Annotated in this window: 18 protein-coding genes; 14 read left to right on the top strand and 4 right to left on the bottom strand. The window is 32.6% G+C overall.

The window, feature by feature from the left end; genetic code table 11:
* On the bottom strand, positions 1–1,896 hold the full coding sequence (locus ACLUJM_RS01865) for an alpha/beta hydrolase family protein (protein WP_412412030.1): 1,896 nt from the start codon (positions 1,894–1,896) through the stop codon (positions 1–3).
* Positions 1,897–2,280: 384 nt separating this feature from the next.
* Here ACLUJM_RS01865 and ACLUJM_RS01870 point away from each other — a divergent pair, with 384 nt between their 5' ends.
* The 4 genes from ACLUJM_RS01870 to ACLUJM_RS01885 all read left to right on the top strand — a co-directional run bounded on the left by ACLUJM_RS01870 (position 2,281) and on the right by ACLUJM_RS01885 (position 7,093).
* Positions 2,281–2,880 (top strand): hypothetical protein, encoded by a 600-nt coding sequence (locus ACLUJM_RS01870; RefSeq protein WP_278725227.1) that lies wholly within the window; start codon positions 2,281–2,283, stop codon positions 2,878–2,880.
* A gap of 118 nt (positions 2,881–2,998) precedes the next feature.
* Positions 2,999–4,747 carry an ABC transporter ATP-binding protein gene (locus ACLUJM_RS01875; RefSeq protein ID WP_316094839.1) on the top strand — a complete coding sequence of 583 codons (1,749 nt, stop codon included), beginning with the start codon at positions 2,999–3,001 and terminating at the stop codon, positions 4,745–4,747.
* A 104-nt stretch (positions 4,748–4,851) separates the two neighbouring features.
* A complete protein-coding gene (locus ACLUJM_RS01880; RefSeq protein WP_102164202.1) occupies positions 4,852–6,012 on the top strand; it encodes a GspE/PulE family protein in 1,161 nt (386 codons plus the stop codon).
* Positions 6,002–7,093 (top strand): type II secretion system F family protein, encoded by a 1,092-nt coding sequence (locus tag ACLUJM_RS01885; protein WP_412412032.1) that lies wholly within the window; start codon positions 6,002–6,004, stop codon positions 7,091–7,093. The genes ACLUJM_RS01880 and ACLUJM_RS01885 overlap by 11 nt, the downstream gene beginning before the upstream one ends.
* A 65-nt stretch (positions 7,094–7,158) precedes the next feature.
* On the opposite strand, the gene ACLUJM_RS01890 is transcribed toward ACLUJM_RS01885, so the two are convergent.
* Positions 7,159–10,059, bottom strand: a complete 2,901-nt coding sequence (locus ACLUJM_RS01890) for an insulinase family protein (RefSeq protein WP_412412033.1) — start codon at positions 10,057–10,059, stop codon at positions 7,159–7,161.
* A gap of 171 nt (positions 10,060–10,230) precedes the next feature.
* On the opposite strand from ACLUJM_RS01890, the gene ACLUJM_RS01895 reads away from it, so the two are divergent.
* The 4 genes from ACLUJM_RS01895 to ACLUJM_RS01910 all read left to right on the top strand — a co-directional run bounded on the left by ACLUJM_RS01895 (position 10,231) and on the right by ACLUJM_RS01910 (position 13,911).
* On the top strand, positions 10,231–10,992 hold the full coding sequence (locus ACLUJM_RS01895; RefSeq protein WP_316072171.1) for an exodeoxyribonuclease III: 762 nt from the start codon (positions 10,231–10,233) through the stop codon (positions 10,990–10,992).
* Between the two features lie 9 nt (positions 10,993–11,001).
* Entirely contained in the window at positions 11,002–11,847 is an 846-nt protein-coding gene (locus ACLUJM_RS01900; RefSeq protein WP_412412034.1) for an SDR family oxidoreductase, read from the top strand.
* A 27-nt stretch (positions 11,848–11,874) separates the two neighbouring features.
* Positions 11,875–13,140: a dicarboxylate/amino acid:cation symporter gene (locus tag ACLUJM_RS01905; RefSeq protein ID WP_412412036.1), complete on the top strand. Its 1,266-nt coding sequence runs from the start codon at positions 11,875–11,877 to the stop codon at positions 13,138–13,140.
* A gap of 87 nt (positions 13,141–13,227) precedes the next feature.
* Positions 13,228–13,911, top strand: a complete 684-nt coding sequence (locus ACLUJM_RS01910) for a TVP38/TMEM64 family protein (protein ID WP_412412037.1) — start codon at positions 13,228–13,230, stop codon at positions 13,909–13,911.
* Positions 13,912–14,008: 97 nt separating this feature from the next.
* On the opposite strand, the gene ACLUJM_RS01915 is transcribed toward ACLUJM_RS01910, so the two are convergent.
* Together ACLUJM_RS01915 and ACLUJM_RS01920 are read right to left on the bottom strand one after the other, a co-directional pair.
* The gene (locus ACLUJM_RS01915) at positions 14,009–15,373 is read right to left on the bottom strand and encodes a UDP-N-acetylmuramoyl-tripeptide--D-alanyl-D-alanine ligase (RefSeq protein ID WP_412412038.1); all 1,365 of its coding nucleotides are present in this window, start codon (positions 15,371–15,373) and stop codon (positions 14,009–14,011) included.
* Positions 15,374–15,375: 2 nt separating this feature from the next.
* The gene (locus ACLUJM_RS01920) at positions 15,376–16,428 is read right to left on the bottom strand and encodes a D-alanine--D-alanine ligase family protein (RefSeq protein WP_294684422.1); all 1,053 of its coding nucleotides are present in this window, start codon (positions 16,426–16,428) and stop codon (positions 15,376–15,378) included.
* Positions 16,429–16,600: 172 nt separating this feature from the next.
* Between ACLUJM_RS01920 and ACLUJM_RS01925 the strand changes: the two genes are divergently transcribed.
* The 6 genes from ACLUJM_RS01925 (at position 16,601) to ACLUJM_RS01950 (ending at position 22,916) form a co-directional block, all read left to right on the top strand.
* Positions 16,601–18,979, top strand: coding sequence for a glycogen/starch/alpha-glucan phosphorylase (locus ACLUJM_RS01925; RefSeq protein WP_412412039.1), 2,379 nt, complete (start codon positions 16,601–16,603; stop codon positions 18,977–18,979).
* Positions 18,966–19,301, top strand: coding sequence for a thioredoxin family protein (locus ACLUJM_RS01930; protein ID WP_102164219.1), 336 nt, complete (start codon positions 18,966–18,968; stop codon positions 19,299–19,301). Before ACLUJM_RS01925 ends, ACLUJM_RS01930 begins: the two co-directional genes overlap by 14 nt.
* A 9-nt stretch (positions 19,302–19,310) precedes the next feature.
* Entirely contained in the window at positions 19,311–20,360 is a 1,050-nt protein-coding gene (gene corA / locus ACLUJM_RS01935; RefSeq protein WP_294684425.1) for a magnesium/cobalt transporter CorA, read from the top strand.
* A gap of 15 nt (positions 20,361–20,375) precedes the next feature.
* Positions 20,376–20,930 carry a hypothetical protein gene (locus ACLUJM_RS01940; protein ID WP_294684427.1) on the top strand — a complete coding sequence of 185 codons (555 nt, stop codon included), beginning with the start codon at positions 20,376–20,378 and terminating at the stop codon, positions 20,928–20,930.
* Complete coding sequence (locus ACLUJM_RS01945; protein WP_294684429.1) at positions 20,930–21,418, top strand: dihydrofolate reductase; 489 nt, start codon at positions 20,930–20,932, stop codon at positions 21,416–21,418. The genes ACLUJM_RS01940 and ACLUJM_RS01945 overlap by 1 nt, the downstream gene beginning before the upstream one ends.
* A gap of 310 nt (positions 21,419–21,728) precedes the next feature.
* Positions 21,729–22,916 (top strand): zinc ribbon domain-containing protein, encoded by a 1,188-nt coding sequence (locus tag ACLUJM_RS01950; RefSeq protein ID WP_294684431.1) that lies wholly within the window; start codon positions 21,729–21,731, stop codon positions 22,914–22,916.
* The last annotated feature ends 7 nt before the right edge of the window (positions 22,917–22,923 follow it).

Here is a 22,923-nt window from a genome sequence, read left to right on the forward strand (position 1 = left end):
CTACCTCAAATAAATATCAAACCAATCGCAGATTTCTTTCAATCTTCTGATTCTGTTTTTCGGTTTTCCTGAACGTGAAAGCTCGTGGTTTTCTCCGTAAAACATCACAAATCGACTTTGTGTATTGTTAAGTTTCAAAGCTTGAAACATTTGCATTCCTTCAGATAAAGGACATCTGTAATCTTTTGTGGAGTGAATGAAAAGAGTTGGAGTGTGAGCGTTCTTTGCGTATTTTAGTGGAGATTTGTCCCACAATTTATCGTAATCATCCAAGACTGTTTCAGTGTGGTTTTGATCTGTTCCAAAATAATATCCAATATCTGAAATCAAACTGAAAGAAATCCAATTTGAAATTGAACGTTGACTTACAAAACAATCGAACCTGTCAGTGTGAGTCATCATCCAATTTGCCATGAAACCACCATAAGAGCCACCAGTGTAACCTAATTTATCGATAGGATACTTGTCCATAACGATGTCTGTGAATTTCATCAAATCAGAATAATCTACATCTCCGTATTTTCCTCTTATATCCATAAATTCATTTCCATATCCGTCACTTCCTCGTGGGTTTGTGTAGAAAACGAAGTATCCTTTTGCAGACAATAATTCCATTTCGTGAAACAAAACTTCTCCAAAAACAGTTTTTGGGCCACCGTGAACGGATAAAATGCCAGGATATGTTTTATTTTCATCGTAGTCTTTCGGATAAATCACCCATCCTGTGAATGAATTTCCGTCATTTTCAAAAGTGAATTTGTCTTTTTTGCTTATGTGATAGTAGTCGTTGTTCAAATGAGTTAATTGTTCTTTGTTTAGTTTGTAAACTTCTTGTCCGTGATTTTCATTTATCAAAACGTAGTAAACATCATCGTTTTTGACGGAAATCATGTTGATAGAATTGTTTGTAGAGAAAATCTTATCGAACTTATAATTATTATCCATTCTCAAAATCGCACTACCGTATCCTTCTAAGATTACAAAATACATATAGTCGTCTGTTTTTTCGATTTGACTGCCGGAAGAATATTTCAAATCACAGCCTATGGAATTGTACAAGCAGTAGTGTTCTTCGTTTATTTTTATAGCTTTATTATCTACAATTTTGTAGATTTCACAGTCTTGGTTTAGTCCGTGTTCTTTTCCATCTGTGGCGAGAATCACAATATCGTCATTGAAATATTTCGCAGACATTATCATAAAACCTTGTAAAATCACAGACTCTTTTCCAGATTTCAAATCGTATTCAACTAATTCATCTTCGATTTTCATTACGTTTTCGTAGGAATTTCTCACGAAAATAAGTTTTGATTTGTCATCATTGAGATCGACTGATGAGATATTCGAAAATTCGTCTGTCAGTATATCTGTTTTGTCAATGCTTGGGAAATATCTTGCAAGTCTAGTTCTTTTTTTGTCGGTAAATCCAACTGCATTTTCAAAATAGGGAAGTTCTGTGAGTACTTCGACATCTTCGTTTTTTTCTTCTTCTGTGATTTTATTCATTTCATGATGTCTGTCGAATTCGTATTTTACAATAAAAGAATCTTCCAATTCAAAAAGAATCTCCACACTTTTCAAATCTATGTCAAATTCTTTTACAGCCTCTCCACCATCGACAGGAAGTCTGTAAAAAGATGATGTGTCAGAATCTTCTTCTTTTTCTGAATTTCTCATAATCAATAAATCTCCATCATTCAATTCAAAAAAAGAAGAGTCCTTGTTGGAACTTGTGAAGTTTTTATTGTCTCCTACTTTGTGTATGTTAGAATCGTATTTGTTTTCTTCTATATTAGCTGTGGTTGTAACACAGAAAATATCGTCTGAGTTTTTTAAAGCTTTTAACTTTGAAATAAATGTAAAGTCTTTAAATGAATCGTAATCGAAATATTTCATATAACTCTCCTCCATTTATATATTAAGATAATTATAACATAATCGACTGCTACGATATACTTTAGGAAAAGTAATACATTGAAAATGAATTGAATTTTAATGTAAGTATTTTGAAAGTTCGATTATATTTATTAACTGAGTGTTAAATAAATTTATCGAACATACATTTCAAATAAGTTATACAAATTTTTTCCACAAAAATTGACGATAATTTGTGGAATAAATTTGGCTTATTTCAAGATATCCACAAAGTTATCCACATTATCCACATTTATCCACAAAAACTTACCAACAATTTGGGATAAAATAGCGTGAATAATTTTTGAATATAAACTGAATAATTTATAGTTTTTTTATGGTATTATATATGAGAGGTGAAAACGAATGAAATTGGATGAAGATTTTTCAGATATAAAACAAAGAATTATGATGAATTTGAAGACAAGAAACCTGTATTTTAAGACGTTAAGTGAATGTGAGAAACTTTTGGATATTGATTTGATGCAGTTACAAAAAAAGGGCGCATTTCCTACAGAAGAATTGTACAAATCGGAACTTCGAAAGGTCAACAACTACATTGAAGATTTTTCTAATGTGAGTATAGCGAATAAATTAATAGAATTTGTGTATTACTTTTTGTTGATAACTTCTGTTGGACTTTTTACCAATCTAGTTAGAAATTTTTTAGGATTGGAATTTAAACAAATTTCAGTGTCTGCAGTTATACTTTATTTGACGATGTTTGCAGCTGTAATCGCAACTCCGATTATAATCTCCAGAAAAGAAAAGAGATTTCATGACAGTAAATTCAGATACATTTTGATTGCCATATCAGCGATTGGAATTGTTTTGTTTTCATATTTTTCGATTTTTTCAGGACCAGTGAAGCAAAATTTGTTCATACTGAATATTATTATTTACATTTTAATATTGGTAGGATTTTTTGCAATTACAATATTAATGAAAAAATTATCCACAAAATAAATTGGCCGCCTAGTTTGAAATCAGATTGATTTTGGATTTGGCGGTTTGTTTCTTATGTAAAATAATTTAATGTGCTATAATTGTTGTATTGATTAATTTTAAAAGAAAGGATACAAGTATGAAAAGAAATCTCAATCTGATAAAAAGGGTTATGCCTTATTTTAAGAAATACAAATTCATTTTGATGTTTGATTTGTTCTGTGCTGCTCTTACTACACTTACAGATATGGTGTTGCCGATGATTTTGAGAAGACTGACAAATGCAGGACTTGGAACATATTCTTTGACACGAGAAATGGTCATTCGAATGGCTATTTTGCTTTTAATCATCAAAGTGATTGATTTGTTTGCTGGATTCTACATGACAAAAACAGGACACATAATGGGTGCGAAGATTGAAACGGATATGAGATACGATGTGTTCCAACATTTGCAAAAACTTTCCGATTCGTATTTTAACGAAACAAAAGTCGGACAAATTATGGCTAGAATCACTTCGGATTTGTTTGATATAACAGAGTTTTCACATCACTGTCCAGAAGAATATTTTATTGGATTTATCAAGATAATAGTATCATTTGTAATTTTAGTCAGATTAAATTCAATGTTGACTGTGATTTTGTTCTTATCAATTCCTATAATGATTGTGTTTGCATCAAAATACAACAGAAGAATGCGTAAAGGATTCAAAGAACAAAAACATCACATCGGAGTGTTGAATGCGGATATCGAAGATAGCTTGCTTGGGGTTAAAGTTGTAAAATCATTCGCAAATGAAGATGTAGAAATCGAAAAATTCCAAAAAGGTAACAAGAAATTCTTGGATATAAAATCAGAAACGTACGCATCAATGGCTGGATTTAACACGATAACAAAAGCATTTGATGGAATAATGTACATTATCGTGGTTTTATTCGGTGGACTTTTCCTAGTCGAAGGGAAGATGAGTAGTGGGGACATCGTAGCATTCATCCTTTACGTTCAAACGTTACTTACAACTGTGAGAAGAATTGTAGAATTTACGGAACAATTCCAACGTGGGATGACTGGTATCGAAAGATTTACAGAAATAATGGATCAAGATATCGAGATTTTCGATGACGAAGACGCTGTGGATTTGGAAAACGTCAAAGGTAAAATCGAAATCAAGGATGTAAGCTTTAAATACAATAACAACAGCGAGAATGTGCTTAACAATATTTCATTTACGATAAATCCAGGACAAAAAGTTGCCTTGGTGGGGCCTTCAGGCGGCGGAAAAACCACTTTGTGTAATTTGATTCCTAGATTTTATGATGTAGAAGATGGAGAGATTTTGGTGGAAGGAATTGACGTTCGCAAAATCAAAATTCAATCACTTCGCTCAAACATCGGAATGGTTCAACAAGATGTGTATTTGTTCAGTGGAACTGTTAGAGAAAACATATTGTACGGAAAGCCTGATGCAACTGAACAAGAAGTAATCGATGCGGCAAAAGCAGCAGGAGCGTACGATTTTATAATGAACTTGGAAAATGGATTTGACACTTATGTCGGTGAACGTGGAGTTATGCTTTCAGGTGGTCAAAAACAAAGAATTTCAATCGCTAGAGTTTTCTTGAAAAATCCACCGATTTTGATATTAGACGAAGCGACATCAGCACTTGACAATAAGAGCGAATTTATCGTGCAAGAATCGTTGGAAAACTTGGCAAAAGGAAGAAGTTCGCTTACGATCGCCCACAGACTTACAACCGTTCAAAACGCAGATTTGATTTTGGTGTTGACTGAAGAAGGAATAATCGAACGTGGAACGCACCAACAATTGATGGAACAAAAAGGATATTATTATAATTTGTACACACAAGGTGGCAGATTATTGGTGTAAATATAAAGATATCAACTGCAATGCAGTTGGTGTTTTTTTCATTTGTAGATTGATTTAATTATTTTAATGATATAATTAAATTAGATATATACAAGGAGATAACAATGGAAATCAGCGATAATATTTTATTTGTAAATTCTATAATTGATGATGCAATCAGAAAAAATTCCAGCGACATTCACATTGAACCATTTGAAGAAAATGTCAGGATTAGATTCAGAATCAATGGAAGTTTGGTGAAATACAAGACTGTGGACAAGAGTATGCATTCAAAAATAATTACTAGAATTAAAATAATGAGTGAGCTTGATATTGCAGAAAAAAGACTTCCACAAGATGGAAGAATTACATATACATATGAAAACACAAAAATTGATCTTAGAATTAGCATTATCAACACAATTCATGGCCAAAAATGCGTTATTAGAATTTTGAATCCAGAATCTTTTAAAATCGGTATGCAAAATCTTGGGATTTCTGAAAGTGAACAACAAATGATTGAAGGATTTACGAAATTTGAAAATGGAATGGTATTGATTTGTGGGCCAACTGGAAGTGGTAAAACAACAACGCTTTACACAATGCTAGAACGAGAAAATACAATCGATAAAAATATTATCACGATTGAAAATCCAGTCGAGTACAATATTTTTGGAATTAATCAAATTCAAATCAACGAAAAAATTGGTTTGAGGTTTGATAATACGTTGAAGTTTGTACTTAGACAAGACCCTTCTGTAATAATGGTCGGAGAAATTAGAGATTTGGAAACTGCAAAGCTTGCAATTAGAGCTTCAATCACAGGCCACAAAGTTTATTCAACAATTCACACAGACGATTGCTATCAGTCCATAATCAGACTTATGGATATGGGGATTGAAGATTACATGATAAGGGCGTCTCTTAAAGTTGTTATCGCGCAAAGATTGGTGAGAAAATTGTGCCCTCATTGTAAGAAAAAAGTCACACCAACACCTTCACAAATGGAAGTTTTCAGATCGAACGGATTAAATCCAACTGAAATTTACGAGCCAGGAAATTGCGATGAATGTAGTTCTGGTTACGAGGGAAGAATGGCTGTCATGCAAATACTAAAAATCGACGATGATTTGAGAAGTTTAATCAAAAAAGATATGAACTTGAAATCTTTGAAAAATTACGGTGAAGAAAATAAAATAGACAGTTTGTTCAAAAAAGCTTTGATACAAGTAGCACTTGGCAATACTTCATTTGACGAAGCAATGAGGTTGTACAATGAAGATTGACAGTTTATTAAAAGAAGATAGCATCTTAAAAAAAGAAATAAATCTCAAAGTATCGAAGAAAAAACTGTTTTTGTTTTTGAGACAGTTTTCAATTCTTCTGAACGCTAAGATTCCAATCATCGAAATCGTAAATCTACTTAAAGAACAAAAAGAATTCAAACAACTTAAACCGAGCTTGGACAAAGTTTCCGAGAATTTGAATAATGGAATGAGCGTGTCGGAAAGTTTTGCAAATGACAAAAACTTCGATATGTTTTTTACATCAATGATGAAATTAGGAGAAGAAAGTGGGAAGCTCGACAAAGTAGTCTACGATTTGAGCAAATACTATGAGAGAACTTACGATATCAACAAAAAAGTTCAAAACGCTATGATTTATCCTATAATTCTCACTGTTACGGGAATTGTAATGCTGATATTTATGCTCAAAAACGTCATTCCAACATTCGTGGATTTGTTTGAAAGCTCTGACATGGTGCTGCCACTGTCTACAAGAATTTTAATTTCAGTATCAAATGCAATTAACGAGAACGGATTATTAATACTCATTATTTTACTTTTAATAACAGCAGGAGGTATTATAGCTTATCGAAGAACAAAATTTGGATATTATCTGGATAAATTCAAAACTACAAATCCTATTTTTGGAAAACAAAGACAAATCGTAATCTCATCTGAAATTGCGAGAAGTTTAAGCATAACTCACAAAAACTCCATGACAATTCTTGATGGACTCATCATAATTCAAAAATCCATGAAAAACAAATACTACAAACAAGAACTTTCTGACATATTCAAAGAGATTGAATCAGGAGAATTCACACTAGAAGAAGCTTTTAACAAAAGAAAAATCACTCCGCAAGTGTTCAACTCCATGCTAAAAGTTGCAGAAAACACAGGCGAACTGGGAGATATTTTCGAAAAATTATCAGAATTTTACGACGGAGAAGTAGAATATGCAATCAAATCATTCATCAGCATACTAGAGCCGATGCTTATAATATTCATGGCAATAATCGTTGGATTCATCGTAATATCCATCACAATTCCAATGTTTGATGTTATAAATTCGTTTAACTAAAAAGTTTTGTTAAAATTAAAAAAATAGGGCTGTTGTCACAGTCCTATTTTTGGTTAGTGGATATTTTATTCTACATTGATTATTTTATCGAAAAGACTCGCATCTTCATCGATTTTTGTGTCGTTACCTACAACTACTAAGTGGTTTTCTTTCATTGCTTTTTTGATTATTTCAGAAAATTGCTTCAAGTCATCTACTGTTGTGAGTAGCATATTTTCAAGATAATTTTCATAATCTTCTATTGTTCTTCCAGACAAATACATGTTAATCGAACGACTTCCTTTTGTGAATGTAGTCATTGGTGGGTTGAATTGGTTCACAGTTCCTATGATGAATTGTTTCATTTCTTTTTCATCGAAGTTCATGTTTTCTACGAATTTGTCGATTTGATCGTAGATGTCGATTGTATTTTTCATGTTAGGATCTCTGTAAGAATACACATATAAAATTCCGTTCAAGCTAACACTCATTCCAACTCCATACGCTCCACCTTTTGCTCTGACTTCGTTGTATAAGAATGAAGTGTTCAATATATTTGTCAGAACAGTTATTTTGGAATTGTATTCAAACCCGTATTTTTTCAAATCTGCTGATTTTACTACGTAATTCACATTTGAAGAAGTTTTGTATCCTTCTTTTAATTTGAAAAACTTAGTTGGAGAAGATTTGATGTCGATTTCTTCTGTGTTCATTTTTGAAATCAATGATTGTTGTAATTTATCGAAGAATTTATTAGCAGATTCACGTTCGTTGATTATGCTTACAATCATATTGTTTGAATTTACGATTTTTCCGTAGTAATCTTGTAATTTTTTTAATGTGATTTCCGCTTTTTCATCAAAATCATTTAATATATCGCACAATTTTTCATAATAGCTAAAGCCAGAACATTCATCTTCTAATACGCTTCTTTCAGAGAATGATGCCATGGATCTCATTAGTGCAAATTGGTTACCCGCTTCTAATATTTTTTGCTTGTAATCTTGTTTTAGGTTTTGAAGAATGTTTTTGAATCTATTTTTGTCATCAAATTTTACGTTGAACAAGTATTCTTCCAAGATTTTGATGCACTCATCTTCAGTTTTTTCAATTGTTTTGAAACTAAACACAAAATTGGACTTTAATTCTTCAGAATTTTTGACGTTATTCAAATGAATTGTCGTAAATACTCCGCCTGATTTAAGGTATGTTTGAGTGTAGAGTTTTTTGTAGTCGTAATTTGTAGTGTCGCTTAGTCCGATATAATCGGATAAAAGTGACAAATAGAAGTAATCTTTTTGCGAGAACTTCGACAAATCAAACATAAATGATGCGTAGTGAATGTTTGATGTGAATAGATTTGGATTTAAGAATGTGTAGTTGTCGATTTTCTTTTCGATTCTTTCCACATCTTCAAGCTTGGCATCGATGTCTGAAAGTTCCAACGTAGGGATGGTATCTTTTTGTTCTTTTGAGTCTTCTTCTGATTGGAATTTTTCCAAATTCTTGTTCAAATCTATCAATTCGTTTAACTCTTCATCGGACAAACTATTTTTGTATTGTTTTAGTTTTTCCTTAACTTCGTTGTCTTTTTTCAAATTAAGACCAGGAGTTGCCTTCAACGATAAAATCAATTTGAAGTTGTTGTTTAACAATTTTTCTTCGATGAATTTTTCGTAGTAATCTGTATCGATCAATTTTCTACATTCTAATAGAGTTTCTGAGAATTGCAATTGGTCGTAGTAGCTATCTGAGTACATGAAACTTAGAGCTGATTTTAAGAAATATATAACTCCTTTTGTGTGGAAACTTCCAGCTTCTTTCAAATCATATTCCAATTTATTAAGAGTAGAAGTCAGTTCATCCTTGTCAATTCCGTTTTTTACTATATTTTCTAATTCATTTTTGACTAATTGTTCGAACTTTTCTGTATTTTTTGCGTCTGAATTTTCAGCGATAACACCCATTGTAAGTTCTTGACCGTAAGATGATACACTCTCTACGGATTCACAGATGTTTTCTTGCAATAATTTTTCCTTGATTAATGCAGATTCATTGGAGAACAATACATCGTTTAAAATGCTTGAAACGAAAACGTCCTTTACATTTGTAATGTGACCGACATTTGCAGCGTAAACCAATACATCTTTTCCGTCAGGCTTTTCGTCTTTTGATATATTGTATTCGACTTGGACTTTTTTAGCTTCGTCAAATGGTTTTTGGTAAGGAATTTCTGAGTCGATTTTTTTGTAATCATATTCATCCAAATATTCTGACAAATGGTCTAATTCTTCTTCAATATTTCCATTTCCGTAGAAATAAATAAAAGAATTTGATGGATGGTAGTATTTGTCGTGGAATTCCAAGAATTTTTCGTATGTTAAATCTGGAATGTTGTAAGGATTACCGCCAGATGAATGAGCGTAAGTTGTGTCAGGGTACAAATATTTAAACAATTCATCGAAAATAATTGTGTAAATTGAACTGTAAGAACCTTTCATTTCGTTGTAGACAACTCCGTTGTATTTGATATCATCTTCCTTGTTTTTGATTTCGTAGTGCCATCCTTCTTGGTAGAAAATATTCTTCTTTTCATAGACAATTGGATTGAACACTGCATCCAAATAAACGTCCACGAGATTTTTGAAATCCTTGGCGTTACGACTTGCTACAGGATAGCAAGTTTTATCGGGATAAGTTATAGCGTTCAAAAATGTTTGTAGTGAAGACTTTACCAAGTCCATAAATGGTTCACGAGTTGTGTATTTTTTTGATCCATTAAGAACTGAATGCTCCATAATGTGAGCGACACCTGTACTATCTTGTGGAATTGTCTTAAATGCAATTGAAAAAACTTTGTTTTCGTCGTCGTTAGCTAGTTTCAAAACTTTCGCTTTCGTTTTTTCGTGTTCGAAAAGAAAAGCCGTCGAATTGATGTCGGACAATTCTCTTGTATCTATTAATTTAAAATTTTTATAGTCTTGCATAAAAATCTCCTTTTTCTTTTTAATATATTATATCAAATTGCGAAAACTTAACAAAATTGAAAATTATTAAAAGTTTGTTTATTTGGGTATAAATAATCGTTAGATAGAATCACAATTATCAGTTTTTAAAGCTGTATATGATATAATAAATAACAAATAAGAGGTGAGTATATGAAATTAGTATCATGGAATGTTAACGGATTTAGAGCCGTTATGAAAAAAGGATTTAAGGAAGCATTTGATAGTTTGAATGCTGATATTTTTTGTTTACAAGAAATTAAGATGAAAGAAAACCAAATGACTGACGAGATGAACTTCGAAGGTTATCACAGATATTCCTACTCAGCTAATAAAGCTGGTTATTCGGGAACTTTAGTGTATACAAAAGTAGAGCCAATTGGAATAAGTTTTGGGATTGGAATAGATGAGCACGACATGGAAGGGCGTGTGATTACTTGCGAGTACGAAGATTTTTTCTTGGTGAATGTGTACACTCCGAACTCAAAACAAAAATTAGAGAGATTGGATTATAGAATGGTGTGGGAAGATGAATTTCACAATTATTTGAATATTTTAAGAGATAGAAAACCTGTAATAGTATGTGGGGATTTAAATGTTGCACACAATGAAATTGATTTGAAAAACCCACAATCCAACAGACGTTCTGCAGGCTTTACTGATGAAGAAAGAAATAAAATGTCACTTTTATTAAATGATGGATACATCGACACTTTCAGATATTTTTATCCTGATAAAAAGGATGAATATTCTTATTGGTCATATTTTGCAAAAGCGAGAGAAAGAAATGCCGGCTGGAGAATTGATTATTTTATAGTTAGCGATGATTTGAAGGACAATCTTGTGGATGCGAAAATTCATCAAAGCATAATGGGTTCAGATCACTGCCCAGTTGAATTGGAAATTAATTTTTAAGGAGAGATTATGAGTAGAAACAGAATATGGATAAGTGGTGCAGATGGAAAAATCGGAAAAGTTTTACAAAAATATTTGGATCCATTTGAAGATGAGGTATTAGCAACTGACAAATATATCGTAGACATTGTAAATTCCGATGAAACTTCTATATTTGCAAGAAGAAATAGACCGAATGTAATCATCAATTGTTCTGCACTTACAGATCCTGTCTTGTGCCAAGAAAACCCAGACGAAGCGTTCAGAGTAAATGCACTTGGAGCTAGAAATATGGCAGTTGCAGCGAATACTGTGGATGCAAAAATCATTCACATGTCTGCAGATGATGTGTTCAGTGGACAATCCAGAAGTGCATACAGAGAATACGACACGCCTCATCCTACGACTATGTATGGTAAAAGTAAATTGATGGGTGAAAATTTCGTAAGGGAATTTAGCGTAAAACATTTTATTTTGAGAACTAGTTGGTTGTTTTCTCCTGTAAATCACAGGGTGGAAGATATTATAAAAGAAGCGCTAGAAACAGGAAAAGTAATGGTTCCTAAAGCGCAATATTCTTCCCCAACAAGTGCGTATCAATTAGCAGAATTTATCGTAAAATTGATGGATACTTACGATTACGGAATATATCATGCATCATGCGAAGGTGTTGCTAGTAGAAAAGAATTTGCAGAAGAAATCTTGAAAATAAAAGGAATTTCTGCAGAAGTTATCGAAGATGAGAATTTGAGAATTGAAGGTCACAGACCTGATTTTACAGCTTTGGAAAATTTCTTATTGAACACATCACAAATCTACAAATTCACAGATTGGCAAACTTCTCTTAAAAAATACATTGAAAAAAATAATTTGTAATTAAAAATTAGAAAAGGAAAGATGTTTATGAAACAAAAGAAAAAAATGGGACTTACAACTCAAATATTTATTGGATTATTTTTGGGATTGTTAGTCGGAATAGTTTTTAATCTATTTGTTCCTTCATCGTATATAAAAGACACTATTTTGGTAAATGGTGTATTTGACGTACTGGGACAAGGGTTTATTAGATTGATGCAAATGCTCGTGGTTCCTTTGGTATTCTACTCATTAGTAACTGGCGCTATGAGTATGGGAGATACTAAAAAATTAGGGAAAATCGGAGTTAAAACACTCGTGTTTTATTTGTTCACTACGGCTTTGGCGATAACTTTGGCGCTATTATTGGCATCATTTATAAAGCCTGGAGTTGGAATTGATTTAAGCAAAGTGAGCCAAGCGGCACAAGCAGACCCTGCAAAAGCAGTTTCAATAAAAGATACCGTGTTGAATTTAATTCCTACAAATCCAATTCAAGCTATGGCAGAAGGAAATATGTTGCAAATAATTTTCTTTGCACTCTTAGTTGGAATTATTTTGGCGAATTTGGGAGAAAAAGCACACAACGTTGCAAATATCTGCGAAGAATTCAACGATATAATGATGGACATGACTATGATTGTAATGAAGTTCGCACCAATTGGTGTATTTGCACTTATCACAAAGACATTCGCAACTTTGGGATTATCAGCTATATTGTCAATGCTAAAATACATGCTCACAGTAGTTTTAGGATTGGGACTTCAACTTTTATTAGTGTATATGGTTTTATTGACGATTTTTGCAAAAGTAAATCCATTCAAATTCTTGAAGAAATTCTTCCCGGTTTTGGGATTTGCATTCTCCACATCATCTTCAAATGCAACAGTGCCAATGAACATAAACAAATTGGAAGAGCTTGGAGTTAGTAGAAAAATTTCTTCATTCACAATTCCACTTGGAGCAACAATCAACATGGACGGAACTGCAATCATGCAGGGAGTGGCGGTAGTATTTGCAGCGAACGCTTACGGAATGCAATTAACTCCACAAGATTTCTTGACAGTAATTGCTGCAGCGACACTTGCATCAGTAGGTACTGCAGGAATTCCTTCAGTTGGGTTGATAACTTTATCCATGGTATTCAATTCAATTGGACTTCCAATATCTGCGATTGCAATGATAATGGGAATAGACAGGATTTTGGATATGATTAGAACAGCGATAAATATCACAGGAGATGCAGTGTGTACAGTTATCGTTGCAAAAGGTGCTGGCGAAGAATATTTCGACAAAGAAAAATTTAATTCGTAAAAATTTATAAATGATAAACACTTATAGAATATTTCAATAAGTGTTTATTTTTTTATTTGATATAATGATATGTAAGGAGGGATTATTTTGAAATTAGAAAATAAACATATCAAAAAAATTGTCGTTATTCTCATTGTGGTTCTTGCATTTGTTTTTATCAAACCACTCAGAGAAGGCGTGACTAATATGTCCAAAGCTTTCAAAGACCTTGAAAGTGTAAAAGCCTACATCAGATCGTTCGGGAAAACTGCGGTTGTAATTTCATTTTTGATGATGATTCTTCAATCAGTTGCGGCTCCAATCCCAGCTTTCTTGATTACATTTTCAAATGCAGCTATTTGGGGATGGGTTAAGGGAAGTATATTGTCTTGGACATCTGCAATGGCAGGGGCAGCGCTTTGTTTTGGAATTGCAAGATTTTTGGGAAGAGATATCGCAGAAAAATTTGCCACAAAAGGAGCTTTGAAAGAAGTAGAAGGATTCTTCGACAGATATGGTAAAAATGCTATTTTAGTTGCAAGATTATTGCCATTCGTTCCATTTGATCCGATAAGTTATGCAGCGGGATTGACTCCAATGGGTTTCTGGGAATTCTTCATTGCTACAGGAATAGGACAACTTCCAGCTACATTGATTTATTCTTATGCAGCAAGCAAATCCACAAATCCATCTACATGGGTAAAAGGACTTATTATTTTATTCGGAGTGTTTGCGCTTGGAATGTTGATGAAGAGAATTTATAACGATAAACAAGCAAAGAAAAATATATAAAAAAGAACGCCTGAAACTTTCCTATAAATAAGCAAGCCCTTATGCAAATTTTTACATAAGGGCTTGTTATTTTTTTCTATAATTTAAAATTTTGATGTTAAATTTCTTTTATTTGTTCGACTAATTTGTCGAATTGCATTGCATGAGATGCTTTTACTAAAACTAATGTATTGTCTACGATTAATTCTTGCAATTTTTCTAGCAATTCTTCTTTTGTTTCAAAGTAGAATACTTTGTCTTCTGCAAAGTTTGTCCTTGCCCCTTTGATTATGTTTTCTGCTAATGGTCCAGTTGCCAATACGTAGTCAATTTTTTCTGGGTTGATTGATTTGCCGATGTTTTTGTGAAGGTTGATTTCGTTATCTCCAAGTTCTAACATATCTCCTAACACGGCGATTTTTCTACTATATCCGTGCAATCCGTAAGCAGTTTCAAGGCAGCTTGTAAGTGATTGTGGATTTGATTTGTAGCTGTCGTTTAGGATGTGGAATTTGTCTAGTAGAATAAGTTCGTTTCTCATTCCCGTCAATTCGATATTTTTTAATCCTTTGGCGATATCTGTGTAATCCAATCCCATAAGTTCTGCTACGATTATTGACATTGTAGCGTTGTACATTTGATGATGACCCAACAATTCTATGTTGAACACATGATCGTTGATTGAAAATGTCGATCCTGTTTCGTCGGCTTTGATCATTTCCATTCTGTATTCGCTGCCTGGTTTTATTCCGAAAGTGATTGTTTTTTCAGGTAATTTGTATTCTTGTTTTACTTCTCTAAGAACAGGATCATCATTGTTTAAAATGAAAATTCCATCTTCTTTCAATCCTTCAAGGATTTCAAACTTCGCTCTGGCGATGTTTTCTTTTGTTTTTAAATTTAGTAGGTGACTGTCACCGATGTTTGTAATCATCGCGATGTCAGGATGAGCGATGTTTGTCAATTGTCTGATTTCACCAAAATTTTCTGTTCCCATTTCAAGAACTGCAACTTCAGTGTCATCGTCAATGTCAAATATCGTTTTGGACAATCCGATTTCGTTGTTGTAATTTTTTTGTGTTTTAACGACTTTGTATTTTTCTTTTAATAGTGAACTCATGATGTCTTTTGTAGTTGTTTTTCCGTTGGAACCAGTTATAGCGATTACTTTACAGTTTAAACTGTTGATGTATCCTCTAGCCAAATCCATCATAAATTCTTTTGTATCATCTACTTCAATTACGGGATAATCGTTGATATTTCTGTAATCTCTGTTAACTACACAGCAAGATGCGCCTTTTTCAAAAGCCATCTCTATGTAATTTTGTCCATCGAAATTATCTCCTCTAAGAGCGATGAACATGTTGTCTTTTTCGATTGTTCTTGTATCTGTGGAGATACCTTTTACCATTATATCGTGGTATTTTTCGTTTATTATCGTGTTAGTTAGTTCTGTTATTGTTTTTAAATTTCTTGTTAACATTATTACCTCTCTAACTTATATGCTTTATTTTTTTCGTATTCTTCAATTGCCAAATCAATTAAGTTGTCGAATACTTCTGAAACACTCATATCGTTAGTGCATTTCCATAAAACTGGAAACATTGAATGTGGTGTAAGACCAGGAACTGTGTTGATTTCATTTACCCAAAGTTCGTTATCTCTAACAAACATATCAACTCTTGAAAATCCTGACAAACTCATTATCTTATACACTTTTTCAGCCAAACGTCTTGCTTTTAATTCCAATTGTTCATCCATTGGAAATGGTGTAAGCATTTCTGTCTTTGCGTCGTTGTATTTTGCATCGTAATCGAAAAATTCTACATCGTGTATTTGATATACACCCGGACGAGATGCGACAGGATTGTCGTTACCCATAACTGCGATTTGAAGTTCAGGGCCGATAATTTCTTCTTCGACTAAAATTCTTCTGTCATACAAAAAAGCATTTTGGATTGCTTTTTCTAATTCTTCTTCATTTTCTGCTCTCATAACTCCGACTGATGAACCAGCATTGCAAGGTTTTACGTACACTGCAGAAGAAGTCTTTTCGAAGATTTCTTTCACATCGTAGTCTTCGTTTTTGCAAAGTACGACGTATTTTGCTTGAGGAATTTTATTTAATTCAAAGATATCGTTAGTGTATCCCTTGTCCATGCATAATGCAGAACCCAATACGTTACAGCCTACAAATGGCAAATCCAATACTTTTATGAAGCCTTGGATTGTTCCGTCTTCGCCGTAACTACCGTGAATTGCAGGAAATATTACAGTGTTTTCTGGATTAATTTTTTTAAGGCATTCACTCACTGATTCTATTACTGAAAGGTCAGTATCAAGCACTAATTCGTCGTCAGATTTGATTTCTTCGGTTATGTTTTCTTTCATAATGAATTTTTTATCGCGGCGAACGAATATTGCGCTGACATTGTACTTTTCTTTTGATAAGTTATTTATTAATGTTCTAGCACTTGTAATGCTTACTTCGTGTTCAGTGCTAGGACCGCCATATAATACATATATATTTTTTTGCATAATTTTTATCCTTTCTTGTGACTCATTAATATATTACTATAACTAAATCATTATATCAATAAAATAGAAAAATGTATCCTTTTTGTTGATTTTAAGAAAAAACAATACAAATTTAATAGGACTATTTCACAAATGTGGTAAAATATAGTTGAGCTAAGAATAGGAGGATTTTATGGAAAAGGAAGAATTTTTGTTGCAATTTGAAAAAAACTTATTTAATATGTTCGGAAAAGATTTGAAAACTTCAACTCACAAAGAAAAATATATAGCTTTTTCTAAAATAATAATGAACGAATTAGCAGATGATTGGAAAAAAACTTCAGAAAAACACAAAAATTCTAGAAATGCTTACTATTTTAGTGCAGAGTTTTTGATAGGAAGATCTTTGGGAAATAATTTGTTGAATTTGGGATTGGATGAAAAATATTCACAGATTTTAAAAGAATTGGATATAGATATTAATGATTTGGAAATTCAAGAAGAAGATGCGGCTTTGGGTAACGGAGGTTTAGGAAGACTTGCAGCGTGTTTCATGGAAAGTGCGGCGAGCTTGGATTATCCGTTGACAGGTTATGGGGTGAGGTATCGTCAAGGACTGTTCAAACAATATTTTCATAACGGTTTTCAAATGGAAGTCGGTGATAATTGGACTTTGGACAAAGACCCTTGGTCAAGACGTGTGGAGTCAGAATCGAAAATAATTAGATACAAAAACCAAGTCGTAAAAGCTGTTCCTTACGATATGCCTGTGGTTGGTTACAAAAACCACGTTGTAAATACTTTGAGATTGTGGCAAGCTGAATGTGACGATGGATTTGAATTCCAAAAATTTAACAATTTTCAATACGATGATTCTGTAAAAGAAAAAAACAGAGCCGAAGATATCACGAGGGTTTTGTATCCTAATGATATCCAAAGACCGGGAAAAGTTTTAAGACTTAAACAACAATACTTTTTCTGTAGCGCATCAATTCAAGATATAATTGAAAAATACGAGAAAAACTTCCCGGATGATTACAAATTTGAAGAATTTGCAAAATACAACACAATTCAATTAAACGACACACATCCGGTTATGGCTATTCCTGAAATGATGAGAGTATTGATGGATGATAAGAAACTTTCTTGGAAAGAGGCTTGGAATGTTACAAGCAGCGTATTTAATTATACAAATCACACTATTTTACAAGAGGCTATGGAAAAATGGAGCGAGGATGTAGTAGAAGAAGTGAGTCCTAGAATTATGGATATTATTTCTGAAATCGACAGGAGATTTGTGAGTGATTTGGTTGGATTGTATTATTCTGTAGATAGGATTGACAATCTTAGAATTGTGAAGGATAATTGCGTGAATATGGCTCATTTGGCGATATTAACTGCTGTGAAGATTAACGGTGTTGCGAAAATTCACACGGAAATTTTGAAGAATGAAACACTAAAACCATGGCACGATTTGTATCCGGATAAATTTGTAAACAAAACAAATGGAATTACTCCGAGACGTTGGCTATTTTATTCAAACCAAGAGCTTACACAATTTATCACAGAACTTTTGGGAGAGGATTGGAAGAATGACCTTTCAAAACTAAAAGAGCTTGAAAAATTCCAAGACGATGACAAAGTTTTGGCTAGATTAAGAGAGATTAAACTCAACAACAAAATCAGACTAAAAAAATACATCAAAGAAAATGAAAATATAGATGTCGATGAGAATTCTATTTTCGATATACAAGTCAAAAGACTTCACGAATACAAAAGACAACTGTTGAATGCTTTTCACATTTTGAATTTGTATTATAAAATCAAAAATAACGAGATTACAGATATTCCAAAACAAACTTATATATTTGGAGCGAAGGCTGCTCCTGGTTATTTCAGAGCAAAGGCTATTATCAAATTCATAAATGAGGTCAAAAATCTTGTGAATAATGATGAACAGGTTAACAAATATATTAAAGTAGTGTTCTTGGAGAATTTCAACGTATCAATCGGAGAATTGGTGTATCCTGCAGCAGATGTTAGTGAACAGATTTCAACTGCGGGAAAAGAAGCCTCAGGAACTGGAAACATGAAATTTATGTTAAACGGGGCTTTGACTTTGGGAACTTATGACGGTGCTAACATTGAGATTTTCAATCATGCTGGTGAGGATAACAACTTCCCATTTGGAGCAACTGTAGATGTGTTAAATTCGATTAAAGACACATACAATCCTGTGGAGTATTATTATAAGGATGAAAATATAAAACGCGTTGTGGATACTTTGCTAAGCGATTTGATTAATGACAGCGGCTCATTTATGTTCTTGGATATTTACAATTCGCTTGTAAACAGAGATTCTTCATTTAAATTGGACGAATATTTTGTGATAAAAGATTTTAACGATTACGAACGAATTCACGAAAAGATTTTACAAACTTATACTGATGAAAGAAAATGGGCGAAAATGAGTTTGATGAACATCGCTAATTTCGGGGAATTTTCATCGGATAGAACGATAAAAGAATATGCAGAAGAGATTTGGAGGATAAAACCAAATGAAAAAATTTAAAAAGAGTGATATTAACTCAAAGATATTTAATAAAGGAAATAAAGTTTTGTTTTTTCAAGCTGATGGGATTTGTCCATGTGTTCCAGCAAGAAGTGATTTGGAAGATATAGAAAAATCCTTTCAAGACGAAATAGAATTTTACGAATATTCAGCTAAAAATGTTAGACAAATCAACGAGGATGAAATAATCAAACATTTTGAAGCTTTGCCATTTCCAACGACATTGTTCATAAAAGATGGCAACATTATTTACAGATTAGTTGGAGATAATTCAAAATCAACTTACAGAAATTACGCAACCAAATTATTAGAAGAAAAATAGGAGATAATATTGGCTAATTTATTATTTGAGGAAAGGATCAACGAAATACTAGATAATCTTAGGCTTGAAAATGAGCTTGAAAGCACGAAAATTACTTTTTGTACTTTTGACGAACATCATTTTGAAAAACATCAAACTACAGATATCAACGATATCGAATTGAGAGATGATAGAATAAACTGGATATACATTACTGGATTATCAGATACAGATAATTTCATAAAAATGAAAGAAAAATTCAAGATTCATCCTCTTATAATAGAAGATATGTTAGATGTGGATCAAAGAACTAAGATTGAAGCGTACGACGATTATTTGTTCGTGGTTAGTGATACTGTTGATTACGATATGTTCAACAGCGTTAAGGAACTTTCATTTAATCAGATTTCTTTCGTATTAAAGGAAAATTTATTGGTTACAGTAGAGCAAAACAAATCCACATCATTTGACAGGGTAATGGATAAATTGGAAAAAATTCCCGTATTCAGACCTAAAACTACTGATGGTTTGTTGCTTTTGTTGATGGATGCATTCATAGATAATTACTACCAAATTTTCGATATTTTGGGAGAATACATAGATGATTTGGAAGACGTTATGATGACTAATCATGATGACGATATTCTCAGAGAACTTTACACAATGAAGAAAAACCTGATATTTTTGAGAAAAACATTGTGGCCGTTGCGTTATGTTATTAATGAGATTTCAAAGTTTAGGGTAAATCTAGTAAGTCACAACACATCGATTTATATGAGGGATTTGTACGATCATATCATTCAAATGCTCGAATTCATCGAAGTGTATCGCGACATGATTAACTCTATGATAGATGCATTCGACACTAATATTTCGAACAGAACTAACGAAGTTATGATGGTGTTGACTGTGTGGTCGACGATATTTTTGCCGTTGACATTCTTAACTGGTGTTTACGGAATGAACTTCAAATATATGCCAGAACTTCAAGGCAAATACGGCTATATTTTGTTCTGGATTACTGCGATTGTGATTACAAGCACTATGATTTATTATTTTAAAAAGAAGAAATGGATGTAATATAAAGGAGATTTTATGGAAAACAGTACTTTTTTGGCATCTGATTATGAGAAAAGTCAAATCGATGCTATTAAAAAATTACTGCGTGTGTATTTTAGTGGAGATATTGAATTTAGCAAAAACTTTTCAAGTTTGAAACCTAATATAGACAACGAAAACCTGAAAAATATTTTGGATAAGCTTGATGACGAATTAAACAGGGATGATTTGATAAGATATGTCAATGATATCAATATAATGGCTTACAATGAAGAAAATAAGCTTTGTTTTATGTACGATGCTAATAGGAAATTTACCCAAGAGAGAAAAACTGCACTTGAAAATTATCCCCAAAACAAAAACTACGGTTTCTGCTTGGATAAATGGATTAACAAATGTGATTGTATCAATCACGATACATCTTCTGATTTGCAAAATGCAATTTACAGCACGATGCTTGATATTTGTGCTGAAGAAATGGGTATACTTGTTGTCAGGATTAGTGAAGATGATTATGACTGGACCGATGAACATGCAATGGAAAAATTAAATGAAGTTGTAAGTAATATTAGGAAAGGGGATTTTTGTTAATGAAAGTTATATTAGCGGTGGACAGAAACTTTGCGATTGGAAAAGATGGAGACATGCTTTTTTCAATTCCTGAAGATATGCAAAGATTTAAAGAATTAACAACTGGAAATATCGTTATAATGGGAAGAAAAACATTGGAATCTTTACCGGAATCTAAGCCATTACCTAACAGAACCAACATCATAGTTACAAGCAAAGACTTAGATGGTTTGCTTTGTGTGAAAAACGAGGAAGAATTGCTAAACACTCTCAAAGAAATTAACCCAGATCATAAAATGACAGAGTATTTAATAGGTGGAGCAAACACGATTGAATCGTTGATTCACTTGGTAGATGAATTTGTAATAACTTATGTGGATGAGGAATTTGAATACGATGCTAAAATCAGAAATCTATTTGAAGATGATGAATTTTATGTAGCAGAAGAATCGGATATCAAAACTTATGGAAATCTAAATTACAGGTATATGGTGTTTAAGAGAAAATAGAAAATAATTAAAAATGAGAGTATCACACATCATGCACGAATATCTAGACTACAAAAATTGTTGATTTCTGAATCTCAAAATCCTAAAATCATAAGCACGCTTCGCTTACGCAAATACGATTTTAGACGGATTTTTTCGATTTGAAATCAAAGCAATTTTTTTCGTATGATATTCTTTGCATGAAGGTGTGTTACGCTAGTGAATTCTGGGAATAATTAACCCAGTTTTTTATTGTCCAAATATTAAGATTTGGCAAAGTTATAATTGAGTATAATTTATTGTGATATAATACGGTTACGGAGGTGAGTAAATGCGTTGTCCTAATTGCAATGAAAAAGTATTAGATACGGTAAATTTCTGCCATAATTGCGGGTTTAATTTGAAAGAATACCGTGAGAATTTGAATGAACAACAAGGCGAATCTGAAAATACAAAAATTGATGATAACCATTCATCTGTTGACAAAGGCTTTTCGTATTCAGATGATGTCAAAAATATTTTTAATATAAAAAATCGTGAGAAATCTTCTGAAGAACAAAAAGCAGATGAGATTGTGAACGGTAATAAAGCCAACAGCAGACCTAAAAGAATCGAGGATATTTTTCAAGTAATCAACAAAAGCAAATCTCAGTATGGAAAGTTTAATCCGGACAAGGAAGTTGAAAAAAAAATAAATCATGAAGAGGTCCAAGAACCTGAGGAAAATTACGAAAATACTATTTTTATTACCAAAGGTTACGAGGATAATCAAGAAAAAATCAAACGCGATGAATCCATCAGATTTACATCTGCCAATGAGTTTACAATTCATAAAATCGAAGATGAAGAAGACGATGATATGGACGAATTTATGGATAATTTTGAGCTAAAAAGCAAACAGTTATTCGATAAGGTTAATTTGTTTTTCGTCAAAATTTTGAAAAAAATGATGGGTGGAGCACAACCTTACAGGTTTTCGATGAGAGTAGCTTGTGTTGTATTATCAGCATTGCCGCTTTTATTCTTTTACATGAATTCTACAAATCACTGGACATTTACTCAAAAATCAAAAGCAATTGTGGTTATGGTTTCGGTGTTGGTTTTGGATGTATTTCAAAAACTTTTATCTTATAATCTGGGACTTAGATTATCCAACGCCAAGTTGTACCAACCAATCGACAAAGATTTGAGAAATAATATTGCAGTTGTACTTACGGTGATAGAGTCTTTGATTTTTAGTTTGTTTGGAATACTAACAGCAGGAGGTCTTGTAGGTTTCAGTTCATCTGTGTTCACATTTACATTTTTGGGAGCACACGCTTTTATATATTTATTTTCGTTAATAGTGTTAATACTTTTAGCGACGATTATTTTGATAGATAGATTTGACCACAAAAATTTGTGGAAAATTTACGGACTTAATGCAGCTGGAATTGTAATCACAAGACTGATTATGTTTATGATTGTGATGACACTTCTTCAAAAAATATTCTTCGGATTGGCTCCGGGATTAATGTAGGTGATTA

Source organism: Finegoldia sp. (genome assembly GCF_046991905.1).
Classification (GTDB): Bacteria; Bacillota; Clostridia; order Tissierellales; family Peptoniphilaceae; genus Finegoldia.